Raw genomic sequence first — 19,074 nt, forward strand, 5'->3', positions numbered from 1 at the left:
TTTTGGTTTATTGTTGGCTAGTCAGTTGTTCTATCCGGCTGATTAATACATCGGGTTGAAAAGGTTTGGGAAGGCAGTCATTGGCACCAGCTACGATATATTCCTGAATCTCTTCCTTCTGTACATGGGCTGTGAGTGCAACAATGGGTATACTGTGGTAAGCTTCTGTAGAATTCCTGATGCGTTTAATGGCTTCAAACCCGTCCATGCCAGGCATTTGTATATCCATCAGGATTATATCGAATGCCTGCTGGGAAAGTTGCTCCAGCACTTGTCCGCCGTTAGTGGCAAATGTCAACCTGAATTTACCATCTCTGAGTACTTTACCAATAATAAGCTGATTTACTTCATTATCTTCGGCTACCAGCACCCGGATGATCTTTTCTGTTTGTTGAGATTGAGAAGTAGCTCTGTGTTCTGAGTGAGTCCCCATCGGAAACGAGAGTAAAAGCTGGCAATTCGTGCCTTTGCCAGGTTGGCTACTTAGCCAGATTTTGCCTCCCTGAGCTTCTACCAGACGTTTGGCAATGGCTAGTCCAAGACCTGTACCTCCATATCTGCGGTTATTCTTGTTATCAGCTTGCGTAAAGCTTTCAAATATATCCTTTACCTTGTCTTCTGCAATGCCTATTCCAGTGTCTTGTACCGTGAAAAGCAAGGTAATCTGTTGCTCGTCTTGCGAATGTTTATCAACGCTTACCGTAATCTTGCCCGATTCAGTAAATTTAACGGCATTGTCAATAATATTACTCAATACTTGCTGGAGTCTTACGGGATCGCCGATGAGGGTATCTGGTATTTCATCCGCATACGAGGCTATGAGTTGTAAGCCCTTCTGGTCGGCTTTGGCACTGAATAACTCAATAACTCTTTTAAAAAGCTGTTGAAGGCTGAAAGGCACTGCCTGAAGAGCCATACTGCCCGATTCGATTTTAGAATAATCAAGAATGTCGTTGACAATACCGAGCAGATTGTCTGCAGAACTTTTAATGTAGGTGAGAAATGTATGTTGTTCTCCGGAAAGCTGTGAGGCGAGGAGTAGATTCGTTAAACCCATAATGCCGTTGAGCGGTGTACGGATTTCGTGGCTCATGTTTGCCAAAAACTGTTCTTTCACTCTGGCCGATTGCAGGGCTTTTTCTTTTTCTTCTTCGAGCTTCTTTTTCTGCTCCCGCAATACCAGCTGGGTTACTACGGATTTTGCCAGAGTCTGCAAGGCATTTCGCTGTTCTGCATGTAAAGTATGTGGTTTTGTATCTAATATGCACAGGGTTCCTAAGGCATATCCGTCTGGCGTAATCAGCGGAGCTCCGGCATAAAACCGGATATGAGGATAGGTGGTAACGGATGGATTAGTAGCAAACCGTTTATCCTGCTGCAAATCGGGTATTTCCAGAATGTCACTGCCCATAATAGCGTACTGGCAAAAAGAAATACTTCTGGGAGATTCCGGCACTTCCATGCCTACTCTGGATTTAAACCATTGCCTGTTCCTATCAATCAAGCTGATAAGGGCAATTGGTACCTGGCATATATAAGAAGCTAGTTTGGTAATGGCATCGTATTCTTCTTCCGGCAAGGTGTCTAAAATAGAATATATATTAAGAGCTTCTAACCTTTCCTGCTCATTTTCAGGGATAGGCAACTCATTTTTTATATCATTATTCATAGTAATTAACGGGGTCGTAACTAGTATTTAACAACAGACCAGATTTATTTGCTTGTCTGATCAGAATTCGTTTCTGCCGGTCAGCTACTTGTGATGGCTCAACATCTGGCAGGCTGTGCTTGGCTGCCTGCATTCGCGATACATACATGCAAAAAGTGGTGTGTAGGAAAATAAGGCGTTGCTACATTGGCAGAAATTTCAAAATAGCCCAAGCTTGCTAACTTACTTAACTTTAACGTAAAATTGTGTACATCAGATAAGTAATGGATGAAAGTTTTTATCTGATTGTGGTGTAAATTTTAGGTGCAACTGCCTGATACACAAATAGCTTATTAGTTTCCACATAGTAGTAATAACCGAGTAAAACAGCATGAAATCTTAACCAATGTATCTGCCAACTATCTGCTTTATTTGTATGAATTTTACGTTTGAATAAGTACATTGGCAGCTTAAAAATATTCAGGCATCAGACTTATGACATATTGTTTAGGTGTAAAGGTGAAAGACGGACTCGTGGCTATTGCCGATACACGCATTACTTCCGGTACCGATACCACAGTTAAAAAGAAAATTTTTGTCGAGCAAAAAGACCTCCATTCTCTTTTCATTATGACCAGCGGATTACGGTCTATCCGCGATAAAGCCCTTATTTACTTTCAGGAACAGGTAGACGAAGGAGAGGGGTTTAATCGCCTATATAAAGCCGTAAATGCCCTGGGTGAGCAAGTACGTCGCGTAAGCCACGAAGACCGCCACGCCCTTGAAAAATCCGGATTGAAATTTAACCTCAATACTATTGTTGGCGGGCAGCTGAAAGACGACGAAGAACATAAGTTGTTTTTATTGTACCCGGAAGGAAACTGGGTAGAGCTGGACCATGGATCACCTTTTGTGATTATTGGAAATTCCGGCTATGGCAAACCCATTCTGAACCGCACACTTAACAGTGATTCTTCCATGGCCCTTGCCCTAAAGGCTGGTTTCCTGTCTTTTGATTCTACCAGGGTAAGTGCCAACGATGTAGAGTTCCCCATAGATGTGGTGCTGTATAAGAAAAATACCTTTAACATGGTGGAACACCGCTACGAAAAAAAAGACCTGGAACAGATTTCTGCCCTCTGGGAAGAAGAGCTAAAAGCAGCCCTCAAACAAATTCCCGAAGACTGGATGGAAGCAGCCCTAAAGAAATTACCATAAGCTTGTAAGCATACGCTGAACCAGGTTGATTGTTCCTGATTCAAAAACCCAAGCAGCCTTATTACTCATTGCATCGCAGCCAAAGCCTTTTGCAGATCCTCCGGCGTGTCTATGCCCATGGTATCATAAGGAGTGATGGCCGCTTGTATGCGGTAGCCGTTTTCCAGCCAGCGGAGTTGTTCCAGAGCTTCGGCTTTCTCCAGGCTGGAAACTGGCAATTGTGTAAGTTGGGCTAATACATCGGTGCGGTAGGCGTACATGCCGATGTGCTTGTAATAGGTATGCTTCTCCAGCCAGTGTTCTTTTTCTGCCCCCCGGATATAGGGCAAGGTTTGCCGGCTGAAATAAATAGCTTCTGCCCGTGTGTTTAACAGTACTTTGGGCTTATTAGGGTCTAGTAATGTTTGCAGGTCTTCTATCTTTTTTACCAAAGTGGCAATTTCCGTTTGCGAATCTTTTAAGCATTCAGCCAGAATATTGATCTGTTCGGGTTGAATAAACGGCTCATCGCCCTGTATATTGATCACGTAATCGCAAGAAAAATGGCTTTTCTGTAAGGCTTCAAAACAACGGTCGGTACCACTGGGATGATCCGGGCTGGTCATTACTACTTGCCCACCAATCTGGCGGATGTGATCATAAATTAGCTGGTGGTCGGTGGCTACTACTACTTGTTGAAGAGCACTGGCTTGTAGGGCCTGTTCGTATACCCGCTGAACCATCGTTTTGCCATTAATCAGCGCCAGGGCTTTTGCGGGAAACCTGGTGGATGCGTAACGGGCAGGAATAATTCCAAGGATTGTTGTCATTTGGCAAAGGTAAAAGAATGTGCCAATAAATTGGATAGTGATAGGGCATATAGCCTAAAATAGCAGACAAAGGCTAGTGGGTATAGTCAAAATAGATAAATGCATACATGGTTACTATTTCTGTATAGTTTGAGAAAAAAATTACCCTCTCTATAGATACCTTGCTCTATTTGCAACACGTACAGTCAAAAAGTTTCTTAAGTAAACTTTTTCCATTCATTCCCTTCTGCCACTTTTTTGATAACCAGATTCCGTTGAGCTAATAGAGTTGACATATACGATTTGAGAAACAGACCATTAGCCAGTTTACCGAGCAGACCCAAGGGTGATTCAAAATAAAAAACATCCTTCATACGCGTACCAGCTAGCTGTTGGATAAAATGGTGCTCATGCCGGAAGCTTTGGAAAGCTCCACTAATCATTTCATCGCAAAAGTAAGTGGGGTATTGATAGGCTGTAATTTTAGAAGTAAGCTGTTGCCAGATACCAAAATGCCTTGCCCGCCAGGTTACCGTATCTCCCAGTTTCATTCGACCTGACATGATCCCAGCTACAGCCCGCTCCTGAGTATGTGCCGTAGAAAGCGTATGCACATCTACACTCAGGGACAGCAAAAAACAACGTTCTATAGGTGCGTTAATTAAGGTATCCAGTTCAATAACAGCCATTATTCCTGTACTTTGCGGACTTTTATGGAAGAGCCTTCCTGGTCAACTACTACTATTGTAGATCCTTTGTCAATATAATCTCCCCGGGTAAAGGCATCGTAAATGGTATCTTCAATAATAACTTTTCCACTGGGGCGGAGCACCGTATAGGCTTGTCCGGTTCTGCCAACCATGGGTTTTTCAAGGAAATTAGAGGTATATCCTTGATCTTTGTCCAGTTTGTGTTGCAAGGTCATTTTCTTGAACCGCTCAGATTTTACAAACTTCGCCCCTCCGAAAATGATAGTCAGAATAGCTCCCATCATCCCAATGCCCACAGCCGTTAGCGAATCACGCAGAGAATAGGCAGGAATCCGGGAAAAATCGAACCAATCGTTGTCTACCATAATCAGAATTAAAGACCCAAAAATGCAGACCAGTCCGGCTACCCCAGCTACCCCAAAACCTGGCAGTACAAACATTTCAACGGCAAGCAATACCAGGCCAATAAAGAAAACAAGAATCTCCCAGTTTGCTGCTAGCCCGTTCAGGTAATAGGGTACAAAATATAGCACGGCCGCTACAATGGCAATTAGTAGCGGAAAGCCGATTCCCGGGGATTGCAGTTCAAAGTAAATACCCCCAATAATTGCCAGAATCAGCAGTCCGCTGATAAAGGGATTCAAGAATAAAGCAATAATTTTTTCAACTGTAGAGAGTTCGTAGGTAGATATGCGGTAATTTTTGATATTGCTTTCTTTTAATACTTCGTCAATAGAGTTGGCGCGTCCTTCACAAAAACCGTATTTGATGGCTTCTGTTGTGGTAAGGGTAATTACTTTCCCTTCCTGCTTAATACTGTCCAGTTGAATGGTTTGATCTACCATGGCTTCGGCTATGCGGGGATTGCGGCCATTGGCCTCTGCTGTAGACCGCATCAGCGAACGCATATACGACTGGTATTTATCAGGAGCGGCTTCTCCTCCTGCACCATTAACCACAGTTGCTGCCCCAATACTTGCGCCATTACTCATATAGATGCTATCGCAGGCAATAGAAATCAGGGCTCCGGCAGAAGCGGCATTCGGATTAATAAACACCATTACGGGTTTAGGAAAGTTGAGTAGCTTGGCCCGGATCATATCGGCATCGTTCAGGGTGCCTCCGTAGGTATCCATGTTGATGAGCAGGTAGTCAGCCTTGCTTTTGGTTGCCTCCTCCAGCGCCAGATTTACATACCTGGTCATGCGTGGGTCTATCTGGTCGCGTATTTCCATCACAAATACATGCACCTTAGCAGGCTGTGCCATGGAACTAAAGGCCGCTACCAGCAGATAAATAATCAGCAAACATTTTGTAAAACTGTTGTTCATAGCCCAATAAGCATGTAAATTGCCATAGAAAGATGTAGAAGTAAACCAAAAAGTCTTTTTTGCAAGCCCTTTGTATATTAAACCGCGGGTGTCAAAATCAGAAGACGTAATCTATCTACGCTTGAATTACTTTAACTTACAACAAATTTTTTGGTAAAAAAATTATCATCGTACTTTTCCTTTACCCTGCCAGGCAATATCTGGCGGATGCTGGCCAGTGAACATTGGCTTGTGGCTGAGATCCGCGATGGCCAGACACGAAAGGCGAACTTTGCCGCTGTAGATATCCGGTCAGGCCGTTTACAATGGGATTATCTGGAGTTGCCCGAATCATGGTGGGTGAGTGGTACAACTATTCAGACAGATACCCTGCTAGTGCAGTTGTATCCCGACCCGCAGCAGCCACAAACCAAAGGCATTATTGCTATTGATCTGCCAACAGGTACTATCCGCTGGCAACAACCACAACATAGTTTTCTCCGCTTAACAGAGCAAGGCATTTTAGCTGTGCAGGGCACTGAAGGTGAGTCTATTTTTCAACTGCTGTCGCTGGCTACGGGTGAAGTAGTATCAAGGATAGAGCCTGTACAACTAGATGATTTTTCTTCTCCGGCTCAGCCCTATCTATTGCTTCCAACCCATTATACGCAGGAAAATACGTATTTTGGCAGCATTGTTTCTTTTATACATCATAAACTGGGTCTGCAGCCACAAAAAGCCGTTGATTATGCAGAATTTCAGCAACTGATCAGTATTTCTTATTATATTTACGAACATAAAAACCTAACCAATTATTTACTAATACTCGATAAAGAAGGAAATGTGCGGCTGCATGAAAGGCTGGCTTCACAGCTTCCAGGTATCGGACTAGATACTTTTTTTATCATCCATCAGTATCTGATCGTTGTTAAAGACAAAAAAGATTTAATTGCATATGAGTTATAAATTCCTTCCTTCTTTTTTCACTATTGCTGCTTTTAGTGCTTTCTTTTTACCTTCTCTCACTGCCAATGCTTTTATGAGTATGCCAGCAGATTCTATTGGTGTAGAACGTAAAGGGAATAAAGTGCTGGTATTATATAAAGTAGAGGCCGGCGAAACTTTAAGCTCTATTTCCCGGAAATACCGAACCACCGTGGATGCCATCAAAGCAGAGAATTCGTTAGGTGACAGTGGGCTGAAATTAGGCGACGTGATCCGCGTACCGTATTCGGCTAAACCTTCGGTAGCCGGAAGAAAAGTGCATACCGTAGAAGCTTCCCAAACCCTGTATGCCATTGCCAGAATGTATAATGTTACATCGGAAGACATAAAAAAGTGGAATAATTTGGCATCTAACGAAATAAGCCTTGGCCAGGAATTGATTGTCAGCGGAGACGGCCAGGCGGCTTCCTCTTCCACGCAAGCAATTACTGTTACTGAAAATACAGCCGCCAATACGAAAACTCCCACTGTCTCTACCAATGCTGCCGGCCAAAAGGTGCACGTAGTAGAAGCATCGCAAGGGTTGTTTTCTATTGCCAGAATGTATAATGTCGCTATTGAGGATTTGCGTAAATGGAATAATCTGAAGGCCGATAATTTAAAAGTAGGGCAGGAGTTAATACTAGAAGCTCCGGCAAATGCCCCTGCGCCAACAGAGACGACCGTAGAAACGGTAGCCCAGGCAAGCACAGAACAACCGGCTAATGTTGCCGAAAGCAATAAGCCGGAAACCAAAGAAGACATATTCATCGAAGAACCGGAAACGGCTCCGGTGGCTGCGCAAACGACCAACGCAAAAACCGAAACTACCCGTCCTGAAAAGGGTACCCCAAAAAAGGAAGAGAAACCAGTAGAAAATACTAGCTATACCATATCCAATACCAGCGGCTATGTGAAAAAAGTAGAGAGCGGATTAGCCGAAGTAATTGCCGGAAATAGCAGCAGCGACATGTTTTTAGCTCTGCACCGCACGGCACCTGTCGGAACTATTATGCAGATTCGAAACCAAATGAATGATTTAAGTGTATTTGTAAAAGTGATAGGTAAACTGCCTGATACTGGCGCAAACGATAAGGTAGTGGTGAAGATTTCGCAAAAAGCCTATGAACGTTTAGCCGCAGTGGACAAACGTTTCCGGGTAGAACTATCGTATATGCCGTAAATCAATCAGGTGAGGTGAAAATGTAAAAATTATCCATCTCGTTAGTTTATTTTCACGTTTCCAAAGCAATATATTTTCAACTTAAAGTCTATGTCTCAGATCTCTCAACCGCCTGTAATTCTTAAGCACCTGTGGAATGTGCTGTTTGCCTTATTCTATCCGGTTCTGGTCATATTTTCACTGGTTTTTACAGGGATTCTGCTCGTTTTTTCAAACTTGTCCAGGCTGGCTTTTGCCATTATCCGCCTGTTCGGTAAAAAAAATGGGCAGGAACTAGGTTCAGTCAGACGTAAAGCGGCCCATTCACATCATCACCACCACTGATTTTACTCCACCGCATTCTATAGTCATCCATCACATTTGCTTTTTGCAGGTAATGTGATGGATGACTGTTTATATATTTTCTACTCCCCGATTGATTCATTTTATCCTTGCATAATCTTCAGGCTTTCCTCGACGAAAAAGTACAGCAATACAATCAGCCGGCATTTATTGAGAATGACCCCATTAGCATCCCACATCTTTTCAGCCGAAAACAAGATATTGAAATTACCGGGTTATGGGCTTCTGTCTTAGCCTGGGGGCAACGCAAAACGATTATTAATAAATGCCGGGAGTTAATCACCCTGATGGATCATGCCCCTTATGATTTTATCATCAATCACCAGGAAGAAGATTTAAAACGGTTTTTACATTTCAAACACCGTACTTTTAATGCTACGGATACACTGTATTTTATTGCTTTTTTCAGGGAATTTTATAAGACCTATTCTTCCCTGGAAGAGGGCTTCGTACAGTTCATACAACCAGGTGACCAAACCATAGAGAATGGATTAAAAGGCTTCCGCAATTTATTTTTCAGCCTGGAGTATGCACCTGCCCGTACCCGCAAACACATTTCTACGCCGGCTGCTAACTCGGCCTGTAAACGCCTGAACATGTTTCTGCGGTGGATGGTGAGGAAAGATACAAATGGGGTGGATTTTGGCATATGGAACAACATTCGTCCTGCTCAACTGGTCTGCCCCTGCGATGTACATGTAGACCGGGTAGCCCGCAGGTTAGGATTAATTAGCCGCAAACAAACCGACTGGCTTACGGCCCTGGAACTTACCCAGAACCTTCGCCTGCTCGACCCTACGGACCCCGTTAAGTATGATTTTGCTCTATTCGGTTTAGGAATAGAGGAAGGGTATTAAAACAAAAGAACAAGCATTTGTGCTTGTTCTTTTATATATGAATTGACTGTATAAGCTAAGCTTGAGTTAATTTCCTACCAGAAATACAGCATTTCCAAATAGTAGCTTGCCACTTTGCCAGAATCCGCGGAACAAAGGATTGTCAGCCATATAGATAATGGTTCCTTTGCCTAAATCCTGTACACCTAGAATAAGGGCATCTTGCAAATTGGGCCTGGCTTTTTTGCCTACATAGCCACTGATGTAGCCATCTTTTTTGAGTATTCCTACATTCCAGCCGCTTTTCATAAATTCATAGCCTGGAGCTTCGCGAAGAAGGGCAAAGTAAGTGCCGTTGTAGCCAAAAGCGAGTGGATGCGTTTTATCTAAGGTTATCCGGTATACACTGCCTAGTACTTCTTCGTTGATCTGTTCCCGTTCCCGGTTGCCATATATGGCCAAGGTATCATAGGGAGTAGCCGTTTTATCCTTAATGGCAGCCACCTGGGTAGCTTTTTTCTTAGCCAGAGCTATGTCTGACTTTCCGGCAAGGAAAGAGGCTGCACTTTCCATAGCAATGAGTTTACCCCCGGCGCGAACCCATTCTTTCAAACCTGCTACTGACCTGTCGTTGAAAAAACTATTGTAGGAACCGGCCGGCAGAATCAGCACATCAAATTCTGAAAGCGGAACTGTATTAAAATAACTTGTCCGGATAACGGTAATCGGGTAGCCTATCTGCTGTTCAAAATAGTGCCATACTTCGCCGAAAGCGGAGGAAGAAATGCCTTCTCCGGCCAGAACGGCTACTTTGGGCGCTTTTATGCCCCGTACACTATACGAACCAAAATCCGAACCTTTGGTGACAAATCCACTACTTACTGGCGTTAACGTTATCTTGAATGTTGCTGCCTGTTCCGTTACTAGTTTATCAAAAGTATCTCCCAGTGCCTCGTTGCCAGTACGGGTAATAATTAACGAGCCAGGCTGAAAAGTTTGTCTGTTCACTTCAAAAGGGGTTTCTGTATACCTGGCTTTCACCTTTTTATTCAGCAGTGATGCCAGAAATTGTAGGTCCGCACTGGTTTGCCATTTGGCAACATACGCATAAGGTTTGGTAATGGAAGAATTAGCCGCTGCTCCAGCTACGTTGGGTTCTTTATTCCCTTCAGGCAGCCGGCTGGTAAGAGCATAGGCTTCTACCCCAAACGCATAAGGGACGGCCCAGGAAGTAATGTCATAGGTTAAAGAATCTTCCAGTACCGGATTAGGTTCAAACAACACTTTGAGTAAGGTTGACTTTGGCTGATAGGCACTGATGAGGATGTCGTTTTCCTGGATGTTGAATGAGGCTGATTTGCCGGTAGTATAACTAAATCCTTTGGCTGAAGATCCTTTGCTGGCATAGGTAAAGGTAATTCCCTGGTTCTGGAGATATTGCGTAATGGGTCCAAGGGTAGCTGGCTCGCCGCTGGCTTTAATTACATAACTTTTGTAGGTGCCTATGGGTTTCTGGCGGGCATTAGTATAGTATTTTTCAAATTCTTGAACAGCTTGTGTACTGCGGGTAGCAATAGCTTCAATGGTGGCCAGGCTAGCTGTATGGTGGTGGGCTACCCGCTGAACCAGGGTTAACGTATCTCCGGATTCTCTGGCTATGGCCAGGCCGGCTCGTCCGGAACCGCCTTGTTCATAAGTCATGCCGATAGCACCATTGAACGTGGGCCAGGTATCTCCGTAACTCGGGTAGAACAGATCGTACCGCTCGCGGGTAAAATACAGCCAGTTATTGGCATCGAAGTATTTGCGGTTGTTTTCGCCGATAATGTCCTGAAACTGACGCTGCCAGGCAGTAATATCCTGATGATAGGGCTTGGCAGCCGGAGAAAAATAGTAGGGAGCCTCTACACCCATTTCATGAAAGTCGGCATGCAATTGTGGAAGCCACTGATTATAAAGAGCAATCCGGGCTTTGGTTTCTTTTTGTGTTTGCCAGGCCCAGTCGCGGTTCAGGTCGAACAGATAATGGTTAGGACGACCTCCAGGCCAGGGCTCATGGTGTTCCCAGGCTTGCGGCGAAACATTAGAAGGCTGTCCGGCAGTTTGTTTGTACCACTGCACATATCTTTCGCGTCCATCCGGATTTTCGCAAGGATCTATGATCAATACCGTATTTTGCAGCCAGCTTTGGGTTTGTTGGTTTTGCGGATTTAACACATCGTACATTACTTGCATAACGGCCTCTGACGAAACAGATTCATTGCCATGTACATTGTAACTTAGCCAGGCAAGCACAGGCTGGTTACCAGCTGGCTGTCCGGAAAGCACACCTGCCCGCTTTAGATTGCTGGTACGGATCTCTTCTAACTGGCTAATGTTGGCTTCTGTGGAGACAAAGGCAACAACGAGCGGCCGGCCTTCATACGTAGAGCCATAGGTCTGCATTTTGCATTTAGCAGGAGCCTGTTTACATAGATACTCCAGGTAATCGAGTATTTTATCATGTGTGGTAAACTGAGTGCCAATCGGATAGCCTAAATATTGTTCAGGCGTTTGTAAGGCTTGTTGCGCCTGAACATAGGGTATGCCTACCAGGAAAAAGCACACCTGTAGAAATTTCTTCATAGAATACTGGAAAAGGAAAGGTCAAATAAGCTTACAAAATGAATCAAATACTTGAACTTTTCCAAGAGAATCCAGCTAGCAAGAAAAACTACTGAGCTGTATATGCCAGTTTGCTAATTCTACCCCGGTCTAATACCAGATAGTTGTTAACAAACGTAGGAATTTCGTGGCTGTAGTGACTAACAAAAATCAGGGTAGTAGCCGGTGTACAGTACATTTGCAGAAGTTTTGCCGAAAGATTAATATAGTACGCATCCAGTGCCTGGTAAGGTTCGTCCCAGATAATAACTTCCGGCTGCTTAATTAATGAACGGATAAGCAAAACAATGCGCTGCTGACCGGATGAAATACTCTGAAAGCTTTGCTCCATGAGATCTGCGAGATGAAAAAAAACGAAATGTTTCTGAATACTATCTTTCTGACTATCAGTAACTTTTTGGTTTAAGTATAAAGTATCAAAATATCCGGTAGCAACTACTTCCCAGCAAGGGATTTGCTGTTTGAAATACAGATGCAACTCTGGCGACACAAACCCGATTCGTTTCTTTATGTCCCAGATACTTTCGCCAGTTCCTCTGATTTTATCAAACAAGACAATCGTATTCGCATACGCCTGCGGATGATCGGCGTTGATCAGGCTAAGAATGGTAGATTTACCGGAACCATTCGGCCCTAACAAAGCCCATTTTTCCCCCTTTTTCACTGTCCAGTTGATATGTTGCAAAGCCGGTTTATCACCATATTTCACTGATACATCTGTAAATTGGAAAGCTATGGTAAAATCAGGTTCTGGTTGTGATAGAAGCGAAAGAGTTGGTAGTATCTTTTCACCATCAGGCAGGGGATATTCATTAAATTGTTGCTTAAGGTACTCTTCTTTGGTATATACTCGGTTAATCTGAAAATTATCGAGCGCTAAAATATGCGTAATCTTTTGCGGAAATTCTTCAGAAGAAGTAGTCAGAATGACTTGTGTACCGGTTTCAATCAGATGGTTGATAATCTGGTTTAAATCGGCTCTTGTGGCTGTATCTAATCCAATAAATGGGTTGTCGAGGATTAATACCAACGGTTTCGCGAGTAATGCCTTCGCAATCCGGAGCTTTCTGGTCTGTCCGTTAGATAATTTAATGAACTCCAGAGGTAATACTTCTTCTATTCCCAGCAAGCGGCAAACCTGATTTATTTCACTTGCCACCGGGTCTTCAGACAAGCCTTTTTCCAGAAACTCCTGTGCCGTAATAATACCCTCCGATTGGGCTGCATTAAAGCGCTGCTGGTAATAAAAATTGGCATAATTGAGTAAGGCGGAATCTTCTCCAAAAGAGACTACGCGAATAAAATCATTCACTGGTAAGTAACTATCCGGCGTTGGCCGGTATTGTTCCAGGAAAGGATAGGAGAGTTGTCCATGCCGGAGTATAAATTTTCCGGTAAGTGCATTTATTAAACTGGTTTTACCCGAACCTGTGGGACCTATAATGGCCCATTGTTCATTTTTCCTGATTTGCCAGGTTAGTTGATCGAAAAGCAAGTGCTGCCGGTGATAAAAACTGGCTTCTGTCAGCTCTACAATCGTTTCAGTGTGGGTTCTACTCATGCGCTATCGTATGCCGCAGCTATGGGAGTTACCTGCGAAAGCTACAAAGATAGGATTTCCCGTACAGGAATAGCCTTACTAAATACGTGAATTTATATAGCTGGCAACACGTTACCCGTATGTACATTGGAATGAAATTTACATGACCTATATTCATCTCTTACTAGTAGTTCTAGTCAATTTGCTTGTTGTTCCTTCTGCTATCGCACAAAGTAGTAAAGATAACCTTCAGCAAATCCAAGGCATTATAAAAGCGGAAGGCGAAGTATTCATTGCTATCGACCGGATTAACCCCGGTGATTCTAAAGTTTGCCTGGAAGAAAACTCTTTTATTAATCATGTGCAGTTTAATGGCGATTCGGCTTTTGTAAATTATGTTAATTATACCGAGCTTTTCTGTGAGGCGTATGTGCTGCGCAGCCAGTATACTTATCAGTTTAACCTGCAAGCCATTGATCCGGCTACTTTGCGTTTGGTGGAGAAAAAATATACTATTGGCCAGGGAAAACTCCGGGAAGGCAATCCGGGGTGGTATGAAGTGCAGGCATTTACCAAGGAGAATAAACCATTGATTATAAAAAATGATCTGGATAGTAAGCAAACAGAAAAGGTAAATACCGTAAGTATGCTCGTAAAGGAAAAAGAGAAAGCAAAACAGGTGCTTAATTTACTTAAAACTGCTTTGCAAGATTTGCAACAGGAATAACCCTGGGCACAGAAAGAGAGTAAACCCCTTTATTCATCTACCTGATAGGTTTAGGTAAGTTTGTGCACTAAATAATTTTATATTTTATTGTAAAATCGTTATATTTCACCTGTCTAAGATAGACTTCACTCTTACTCATAAATCTATGGATACGAACTTGTCTGATACCCAGTCTAAAAAGCATATATGGCTCAATAATTATCCCAAAGGTGTTCCCAAGGAAATCAACCCAGATAGCTATCCATCTCTGGTAGAACTGATGGATGAAAGCTTTAAGAAGTTTGCCGGCAAACCTGCTTTTGCCAATATGGGTACGCAAATTACCTTTGGCGAACTGGACCGGCTGTCCAGGAATTTTGCTTCTTTTCTGCAAAACGACTTAGGGATGGTAAAAGGAGACCGTCTGGCCATACAAATGCCCAACTTGTTGCAATATCCCATAGCTATGTATGGGGCTTTCCGTGCAGGGCTTGTAGTGGTAAATACCAATCCCCTGTATACTCCCCGGGAAATGGAACATCAATTCAAGGATTCGGGAGCAAAAGCTATTGTGATACTGGCCAACTTTGCTTCGAATCTGGAGAAAATTATTGCTAAGACAGACATCAAGCATGTAATTGTGACAGAAATTGGCGATATGATGGGTTTTCCAAAGAAGTTTATCGTCAACAGTGTAGTGAAATATGTGAAGAAGATGGTGCCTGCTTATAACTTGCCGGGAGCAATACCCTTTAGCAAAACAATTGCTGCCAATGGATCAGCTTTGAAACCGGTAAGCCTGAAAAGCTCTGACATAGCCTATATTCAATATACCGGCGGCACTACTGGTGTATCGAAGGGAGCAATGCTTACTCACCGGAACGTGGTGGCCAATGTTGAAATGAATTATGCCTGGATGTTGCCGCAGATGAATAAGATTAAGAATAATATTATGATTACGGCTCTTCCCTTATATCATATTTATTCATTAACCGTCAATGCGTTAAGTGCCTTGAAAAGCGGTTACCTCAACGTGCTGATTACCAATCCGCGGGATATGAAGGCTTTTATTAAAGATTTGAAAAAGTACCAGTTCTCCATCATTACCGGATTAAATACCCTGTACAATGGCCTGTTAAACCAGCCGGATTTTGCTACCTGCGATTTCAGCGACTTAAAAATTACGTCTGCCGGAGGTATGGCTTTACAAAATGCCGTAGCTGAAAAGTGGAAAAAAGTAACTGGTTGTCCGGCTTGCGAAGGATATGGACTTTCTGAAACATCGCCAGTGTTGAGCAGCAATCCTGTGGATGGAACAGGTAAAATAGGCTCTATTGGTATACCCTGGCCTAACACAGAATTAAAGATTGTAAAAGTTGATGGCACCGAAGCAGCTATTGGCGAAAGAGGGGAGATATGGGCCAAAGGGCCACAAGTGATGCCAGGCTACTGGAACCGCCCAGACGAAACTGCCATGGTACTAGAAGATGGCTGGTTCAAAACAGGAGATATCGGCATTATGGACGAGGATGGCTATTTTAAAATTGTAGACCGCAAAAAAGACATGATTCTGGTTTCCGGGTTTAATGTGTATCCCAATGAAATAGAAGATGTGGTGGCCAAACATCCAGGGGTATTAGAGGTTGCCTGCATTGGTATCAAAGATGAGCGGTCAACAGAAGCAGTAAAAATATTTGTGGTAAAAAAAGAGCCTGACTTAACGGAAGATGAATTAAAAAAATATTGCCGCGAAAACCTCACCGGGTATAAAATTCCAAAGCACATAGAGTTCCGGACTGATCTGCCCAAATCCAACGTGGGTAAAATCCTCCGGAGAATGCTGAAGGAAAATGCCGGATAAGAATTTGTAAAATTTGAAAAGTAAAAAAGCGTAGTCCAACAGGCTACGCTTTTTTTATGTCAGCAGTAGCAAATAGTATGTTTGAACAAAAAATTTGTACCAAATATGAACGGCCTACTGTCCGTTTCCGGACACTTATTGTTCCTTGGTTTATTCAGAATAAAGCCCCCCGATAGAAATTAGGCTCCTTTTCAGAGCTGGCAAATGGTTTGTTTAGCAAATGTGAAGATAATCCCTTCCTTTTTTATGAACCGAAACTACCTGGGAGAATTTGAAGAACTCGTACTGCTCACTGTAGCCCACATGCATGGCGAAGCCTATGGAGCCGCCATCACGCAAGATATCAAAGAACGTACCGGCCGCAGTGTAGTCCTGAGTGCGGTACATGTAGCCCTTTACCGCCTGGAGGAAAAGGGCCTGGTAAGCTCTGCAGTAGGTGGGGCAACCGCAGAAAGAGGAGGCCGCCGAAAAAGGCTGTTTACCATTACCACCTACGGAATGAACATTCTGTCGGAGATTCGCCAGGTACGGGAAGATTTATGGCAATTAATCTCCAAACCCATTCAACCGGCTGTTCTATGAAAAATTTGAATCATCCACCGCCATGGCTAGACAAGTTTCTGCAGTGGCGTATGCCGGAAGAGCAGTTTGAAGAAGTGCAAGGAGACATGCACGAGTTGTACGGGCAATGGGTAGAAGAAATGGGTGAAGGCAAAGCCCGCCGCCGCTACCTGTGGACGACCCTGACCTTTCTGCGGCCTTTACCTAAAGCTAAAAAATCTCTTTATCCAACATACAGTGATTATTCACAAGCAAATTTTTTCGATATGATCCGTAATTATTTTAAAATAGCCTACCGGAATTTGATCCGCCACAAAAGTTTTTCCTTTCTCAATATCCTAGGGCTTACCCTGGGGTTGACAGCCTGCCTGCTGATAGCCCTGTTTGTACGGGATGAAAAAAGCTTCGATACCTTCATTCCCGAAGGCGACCGTATATACCGGATTTACCTTCAGGTCACCAATAATGAAGGCACTAATAATTCGGCTGGTACGCCTCCCAGGTTTGCTACTACTTTACCCCAAGAGTTTCCGGAAGTAGAAAAAGCTCTGCGCTTATTGAAGCTACAAAGTAAAGACCTTTTTGAAGCCGGAGATAAAAAGATATATGAGGAAGGCGGTATTGCCGTTGACTCTACTTTTTTTGACTTCTTCCCTCTTTCCTTCGCTTATGGAACCACTACTGGCATATTTGACGATCCTACGTCTATCATTATATCAAAGGAAATGGCTGAGCGGTATTTTGGGAAAGAAAATCCCATAGGCAAACAAATCTCCCGCAATAAAACGCCTTTTCAAGTTAAAGGAGTTTTTGAAAATAACCCCAAATTCCATTTACAGCTTACCTATATTCTTCCTTTACGCATAACCGGCATCCCACAGGAACGGATGCAAAGCTGGGGATGGCAACAATTCAATACCTATGTGAAACTAAAACCAAATGCAACGATCAGTTCCCTGGAAACCAAATTCCAAGACTACATTAGAGAGAATGTTCATCCCATTCTCAAAGAGTCTAGTTTTACGTATTTACCCAGGTTTCAACCCTTACACAACGTTCATTTATATTCTTCCGACTTCAAGTTCGATAACCTGGCTGTACGGGGTAACATTACCTATGTAAATGCCTTGACCATTATTGCCCTGTTCATTCTGCTGATTGCCTGCTTCAATTTTGTGAATCTGGCGACAGCCAAATCTTTGCAGCGGGCCAAAGAAGTAGGGGTACGGAAAACGGTAGGAGCCACAAGAAAACAGTTGATTATCCAGTACATCAGCGAAACCGTGCTACTGGCATTTATTAGTATGAGTATATCGGTTATTCTCACCTTTTTGATTGTGCCCTGGCTTAACCGCTTTACTGAAAAACAGATCACTTTTGACCTCTTTACTAATCCGCTGTTATTACCTTTGTTGCTTATCCTCACCATCGGAGTAGGAGTGCTGGCAGGTTTTTATCCGGCATTGGTCTTGTCTGGGTTTCAGCCAGTAAAAGTGTTGAAAGGGGCAGGTATGGCTGATTCAAAGCCTGGCCAAATACCCTGGCTACGGCATAGCTTAGTGGTGGTGCAATTCTCCTTATCCGTTTTGCTTATTGTAAGCGCTATGGTAGTGATCAGGCAGGTGAACTATTTGCATAACAAGGATTTGGGCATAAATAAAGAACAGATCCTGTTTTTTCCCATGCGTGGCGATAACATGTTCAACAACTATGAAACTTTTAAAAACGAGTTATTGAAATCATCCACTGTTTCTTCCGTATCCATTGGCTATGGTTTTCCGGGCGATATGGTGGCAGGCGATAACATCATTACAAGCAAAGAGGGCAAACGGGTTTCCCAACGGGCCATTCAGCTTATGGTAGACCATGATTATGTAAAAACCCTGGATATTCAATTGATAGCTGGCCGGGACTTTTCTAAACAGATGTCTACTGACAAAGATGCTGCCTATATTATCAACGAAACAGCCGTTAGAGAACTGGGTTTTGGAACGCCTGATAATGCATTGGGCAAGACTTTGTGGTGGGAGGTATGGGGAGCAGAGAACTCAGATTCATTAAAGCAAGGTCAAGTAATTGGGGTGGTGAAAGATTTTCATTACAATAGTTTGTATGATAAAGTGGAAACCACCGTCTTACAGATATTCCCAGATGCCTACTGGAAAGTGGCTGTAAAGCTAAAAACAGCTCAAATGGCCACTGCCTTACCCCATGTGCAAGCTGTATGGAATAAGTTCTCTCCCGACTATCCGATCGAATACCGCTTTCTGGATGAAAGCTTTGAGCAGATGTACAAAGCCGAAGATAAACTTAAATCTTTGTTATGGATCTTTACCTGTATCACTGTTTTTGTGGCTTGCCTGGGTTTGTTTGGCTTAGCAGCTTATGCAGCAGAACGACGGAAGAAAGAGATTGGCATCCGCAAAGTTTTGGGAGCCAGTGTAGAGAGCCTAGTGCTGCTCTTGTCTAAAGAGTTTGTTAAGCTGGTAGCCGTGGCTTTGCTGCTAGCCACCCCCTTAGCCTGGTATGCGATGGACAACTGGCTGCAAGATTTTGCTTACCGTATAGATTTAGACTGGTGGATCTTTGCGTTGGCCGGGGTGCTAGCTTTGCTGATAGCCTTGTTAACGGTCAGTTTTCAATCCATCAAAGCTGCCCTGATGAATCCTGTCAAGTCTTTACGCAGCGAGTAAAGTTTCCATTTGCAAAGTGTGTAGCAAAGA

At 43.4% G+C, this 19,074-nt stretch carries 16 protein-coding genes; 9 read left to right on the forward strand and 7 right to left on the reverse strand.

Going from position 1 to position 19,074, the window contains the following annotated elements:
* Nucleotides 1-7: 7 nt before the first annotated feature.
* Nucleotides 8-1,669: a GAF domain-containing hybrid sensor histidine kinase/response regulator gene (locus Q0590_RS16670; RefSeq protein WP_302038711.1), complete on the reverse strand. Its 1,662-nt coding sequence runs from the start codon at nucleotides 1,667-1,669 to the stop codon at nucleotides 8-10.
* The gene (locus Q0590_RS16675; protein WP_302038712.1) at nucleotides 1,662-1,817 is read right to left on the reverse strand and encodes a hypothetical protein; all 156 of its coding nucleotides are present in this window, start codon (nucleotides 1,815-1,817) and stop codon (nucleotides 1,662-1,664) included. Before Q0590_RS16675 ends, Q0590_RS16670 begins: the two co-directional genes overlap by 8 nt.
* Before the next feature lie 326 nt (nucleotides 1,818-2,143).
* Between Q0590_RS16675 and Q0590_RS16680 the strand changes: the two genes are divergently transcribed.
* Nucleotides 2,144-2,866, forward strand: coding sequence for a proteasome-type protease (locus Q0590_RS16680; RefSeq protein WP_302038713.1), 723 nt, complete (start codon nucleotides 2,144-2,146; stop codon nucleotides 2,864-2,866).
* Between the two features lie 65 nt (nucleotides 2,867-2,931).
* On the opposite strand, the gene kdsB is transcribed toward Q0590_RS16680, so the two are convergent.
* The 3 genes from kdsB to Q0590_RS16695 all read right to left on the reverse strand — a co-directional run bounded on the left by kdsB (nucleotide 2,932) and on the right by Q0590_RS16695 (nucleotide 5,695).
* Entirely contained in the window at nucleotides 2,932-3,675 is a 744-nt protein-coding gene (gene kdsB / locus Q0590_RS16685; RefSeq protein WP_302038714.1) for a 3-deoxy-manno-octulosonate cytidylyltransferase, read from the reverse strand.
* A gap of 197 nt (nucleotides 3,676-3,872) precedes the next feature.
* Complete coding sequence (locus tag Q0590_RS16690) at nucleotides 3,873-4,343, reverse strand: SRPBCC family protein (protein ID WP_302038715.1); 471 nt, start codon at nucleotides 4,341-4,343, stop codon at nucleotides 3,873-3,875.
* Complete coding sequence (locus Q0590_RS16695) at nucleotides 4,343-5,695, reverse strand: NfeD family protein (protein WP_302038716.1); 1,353 nt, start codon at nucleotides 5,693-5,695, stop codon at nucleotides 4,343-4,345. Before Q0590_RS16695 ends, Q0590_RS16690 begins: the two co-directional genes overlap by 1 nt.
* 150 nt (nucleotides 5,696-5,845) lie before the next feature.
* On the opposite strand from Q0590_RS16695, the gene Q0590_RS16700 reads away from it, so the two are divergent.
* The 4 genes from Q0590_RS16700 to Q0590_RS16715 all read left to right on the forward strand — a co-directional run bounded on the left by Q0590_RS16700 (nucleotide 5,846) and on the right by Q0590_RS16715 (nucleotide 9,040).
* On the forward strand, nucleotides 5,846-6,640 hold the full coding sequence (locus Q0590_RS16700) for a DUF4905 domain-containing protein (RefSeq protein WP_302038717.1): 795 nt from the start codon (nucleotides 5,846-5,848) through the stop codon (nucleotides 6,638-6,640).
* The gene (locus Q0590_RS16705) at nucleotides 6,630-7,841 is read left to right on the forward strand and encodes a LysM peptidoglycan-binding domain-containing protein (protein ID WP_302038718.1); all 1,212 of its coding nucleotides are present in this window, start codon (nucleotides 6,630-6,632) and stop codon (nucleotides 7,839-7,841) included. Before Q0590_RS16700 ends, Q0590_RS16705 begins: the two co-directional genes overlap by 11 nt.
* 90 nt (nucleotides 7,842-7,931) lie before the next feature.
* Nucleotides 7,932-8,165, forward strand: a complete 234-nt coding sequence (locus Q0590_RS16710; protein ID WP_302038719.1) for a hypothetical protein — start codon at nucleotides 7,932-7,934, stop codon at nucleotides 8,163-8,165.
* A gap of 107 nt (nucleotides 8,166-8,272) precedes the next feature.
* Nucleotides 8,273-9,040 (forward strand): TIGR02757 family protein, encoded by a 768-nt coding sequence (locus Q0590_RS16715; RefSeq protein ID WP_302038720.1) that lies wholly within the window; start codon nucleotides 8,273-8,275, stop codon nucleotides 9,038-9,040.
* A gap of 66 nt (nucleotides 9,041-9,106) precedes the next feature.
* On the opposite strand, the gene Q0590_RS16720 is transcribed toward Q0590_RS16715, so the two are convergent.
* Both Q0590_RS16720 and Q0590_RS16725 read right to left on the reverse strand, forming a co-directional pair.
* A complete protein-coding gene (locus Q0590_RS16720) occupies nucleotides 9,107-11,644 on the reverse strand; it encodes a M14 family zinc carboxypeptidase (protein WP_302038721.1) in 2,538 nt (845 codons plus the stop codon).
* A gap of 88 nt (nucleotides 11,645-11,732) precedes the next feature.
* A complete protein-coding gene (locus Q0590_RS16725; RefSeq protein ID WP_302038722.1) occupies nucleotides 11,733-13,244 on the reverse strand; it encodes an ATP-binding cassette domain-containing protein in 1,512 nt (503 codons plus the stop codon).
* A gap of 142 nt (nucleotides 13,245-13,386) precedes the next feature.
* Between Q0590_RS16725 and Q0590_RS16730 the strand changes: the two genes are divergently transcribed.
* The 4 genes from Q0590_RS16730 to Q0590_RS16745 all read left to right on the forward strand — a co-directional run bounded on the left by Q0590_RS16730 (nucleotide 13,387) and on the right by Q0590_RS16745 (nucleotide 19,044).
* Nucleotides 13,387-13,950, forward strand: a complete 564-nt coding sequence (locus Q0590_RS16730; protein WP_302038723.1) for a hypothetical protein — start codon at nucleotides 13,387-13,389, stop codon at nucleotides 13,948-13,950.
* A gap of 145 nt (nucleotides 13,951-14,095) precedes the next feature.
* Nucleotides 14,096-15,790, forward strand: coding sequence for an AMP-binding protein (locus Q0590_RS16735; protein ID WP_302038724.1), 1,695 nt, complete (start codon nucleotides 14,096-14,098; stop codon nucleotides 15,788-15,790).
* Nucleotides 15,791-16,036: 246 nt separating this feature from the next.
* Nucleotides 16,037-16,372: a PadR family transcriptional regulator gene (locus tag Q0590_RS16740; RefSeq protein ID WP_302038725.1), complete on the forward strand. Its 336-nt coding sequence runs from the start codon at nucleotides 16,037-16,039 to the stop codon at nucleotides 16,370-16,372.
* The gene (locus Q0590_RS16745) at nucleotides 16,369-19,044 is read left to right on the forward strand and encodes an ABC transporter permease (RefSeq protein ID WP_302038726.1); all 2,676 of its coding nucleotides are present in this window, start codon (nucleotides 16,369-16,371) and stop codon (nucleotides 19,042-19,044) included. The genes Q0590_RS16740 and Q0590_RS16745 overlap by 4 nt, the downstream gene beginning before the upstream one ends.
* Nucleotides 19,045-19,074 lie beyond the last annotated feature (30 nt).

Source organism: Rhodocytophaga aerolata (genome assembly GCF_030503435.1).
Taxonomy (GTDB): domain Bacteria; phylum Bacteroidota; class Bacteroidia; order Cytophagales; family 172606-1; genus Rhodocytophaga; species Rhodocytophaga aerolata.

Coding starts and splice junctions, on each gene's coding strand:
- Q0590_RS16705 (WP_302038718.1), top strand. CDS start 6,630: ATGAGTTATAAATTCCTTCCTTCTTTTTTCACTATTGCTGCTTTTAGT.
- Q0590_RS16680 (WP_302038713.1), top strand. CDS start 2,144: ATGACATATTGTTTAGGTGTAAAGGTGAAAGACGGACTCGTGGCTATT.
- Q0590_RS16745 (WP_302038726.1), top strand. CDS start 16,369: ATGAAAAATTTGAATCATCCACCGCCATGGCTAGACAAGTTTCTGCAG.
- Q0590_RS16675 (WP_302038712.1), bottom strand. CDS start 1,817: ATGTATGTATCGCGAATGCAGGCAGCCAAGCACAGCCTGCCAGATGTT.
- Q0590_RS16690 (WP_302038715.1), bottom strand. CDS start 4,343: ATGGCTGTTATTGAACTGGATACCTTAATTAACGCACCTATAGAACGT.
- kdsB (WP_302038714.1), bottom strand. CDS start 3,675: ATGACAACAATCCTTGGAATTATTCCTGCCCGTTACGCATCCACCAGG.
- Q0590_RS16730 (WP_302038723.1), top strand. CDS start 13,387: ATGACCTATATTCATCTCTTACTAGTAGTTCTAGTCAATTTGCTTGTT.
- Q0590_RS16725 (WP_302038722.1), bottom strand. CDS start 13,244: ATGAGTAGAACCCACACTGAAACGATTGTAGAGCTGACAGAAGCCAGT.
- Q0590_RS16735 (WP_302038724.1), top strand. CDS start 14,096: ATGGATACGAACTTGTCTGATACCCAGTCTAAAAAGCATATATGGCTC.
- Q0590_RS16720 (WP_302038721.1), bottom strand. CDS start 11,644: ATGAAGAAATTTCTACAGGTGTGCTTTTTCCTGGTAGGCATACCCTAT.
- Q0590_RS16740 (WP_302038725.1), top strand. CDS start 16,037: ATGAACCGAAACTACCTGGGAGAATTTGAAGAACTCGTACTGCTCACT.
- Q0590_RS16670 (WP_302038711.1), bottom strand. CDS start 1,669: ATGAATAATGATATAAAAAATGAGTTGCCTATCCCTGAAAATGAGCAG.
- Q0590_RS16710 (WP_302038719.1), top strand. CDS start 7,932: ATGTCTCAGATCTCTCAACCGCCTGTAATTCTTAAGCACCTGTGGAAT.
- Q0590_RS16695 (WP_302038716.1), bottom strand. CDS start 5,695: ATGAACAACAGTTTTACAAAATGTTTGCTGATTATTTATCTGCTGGTA.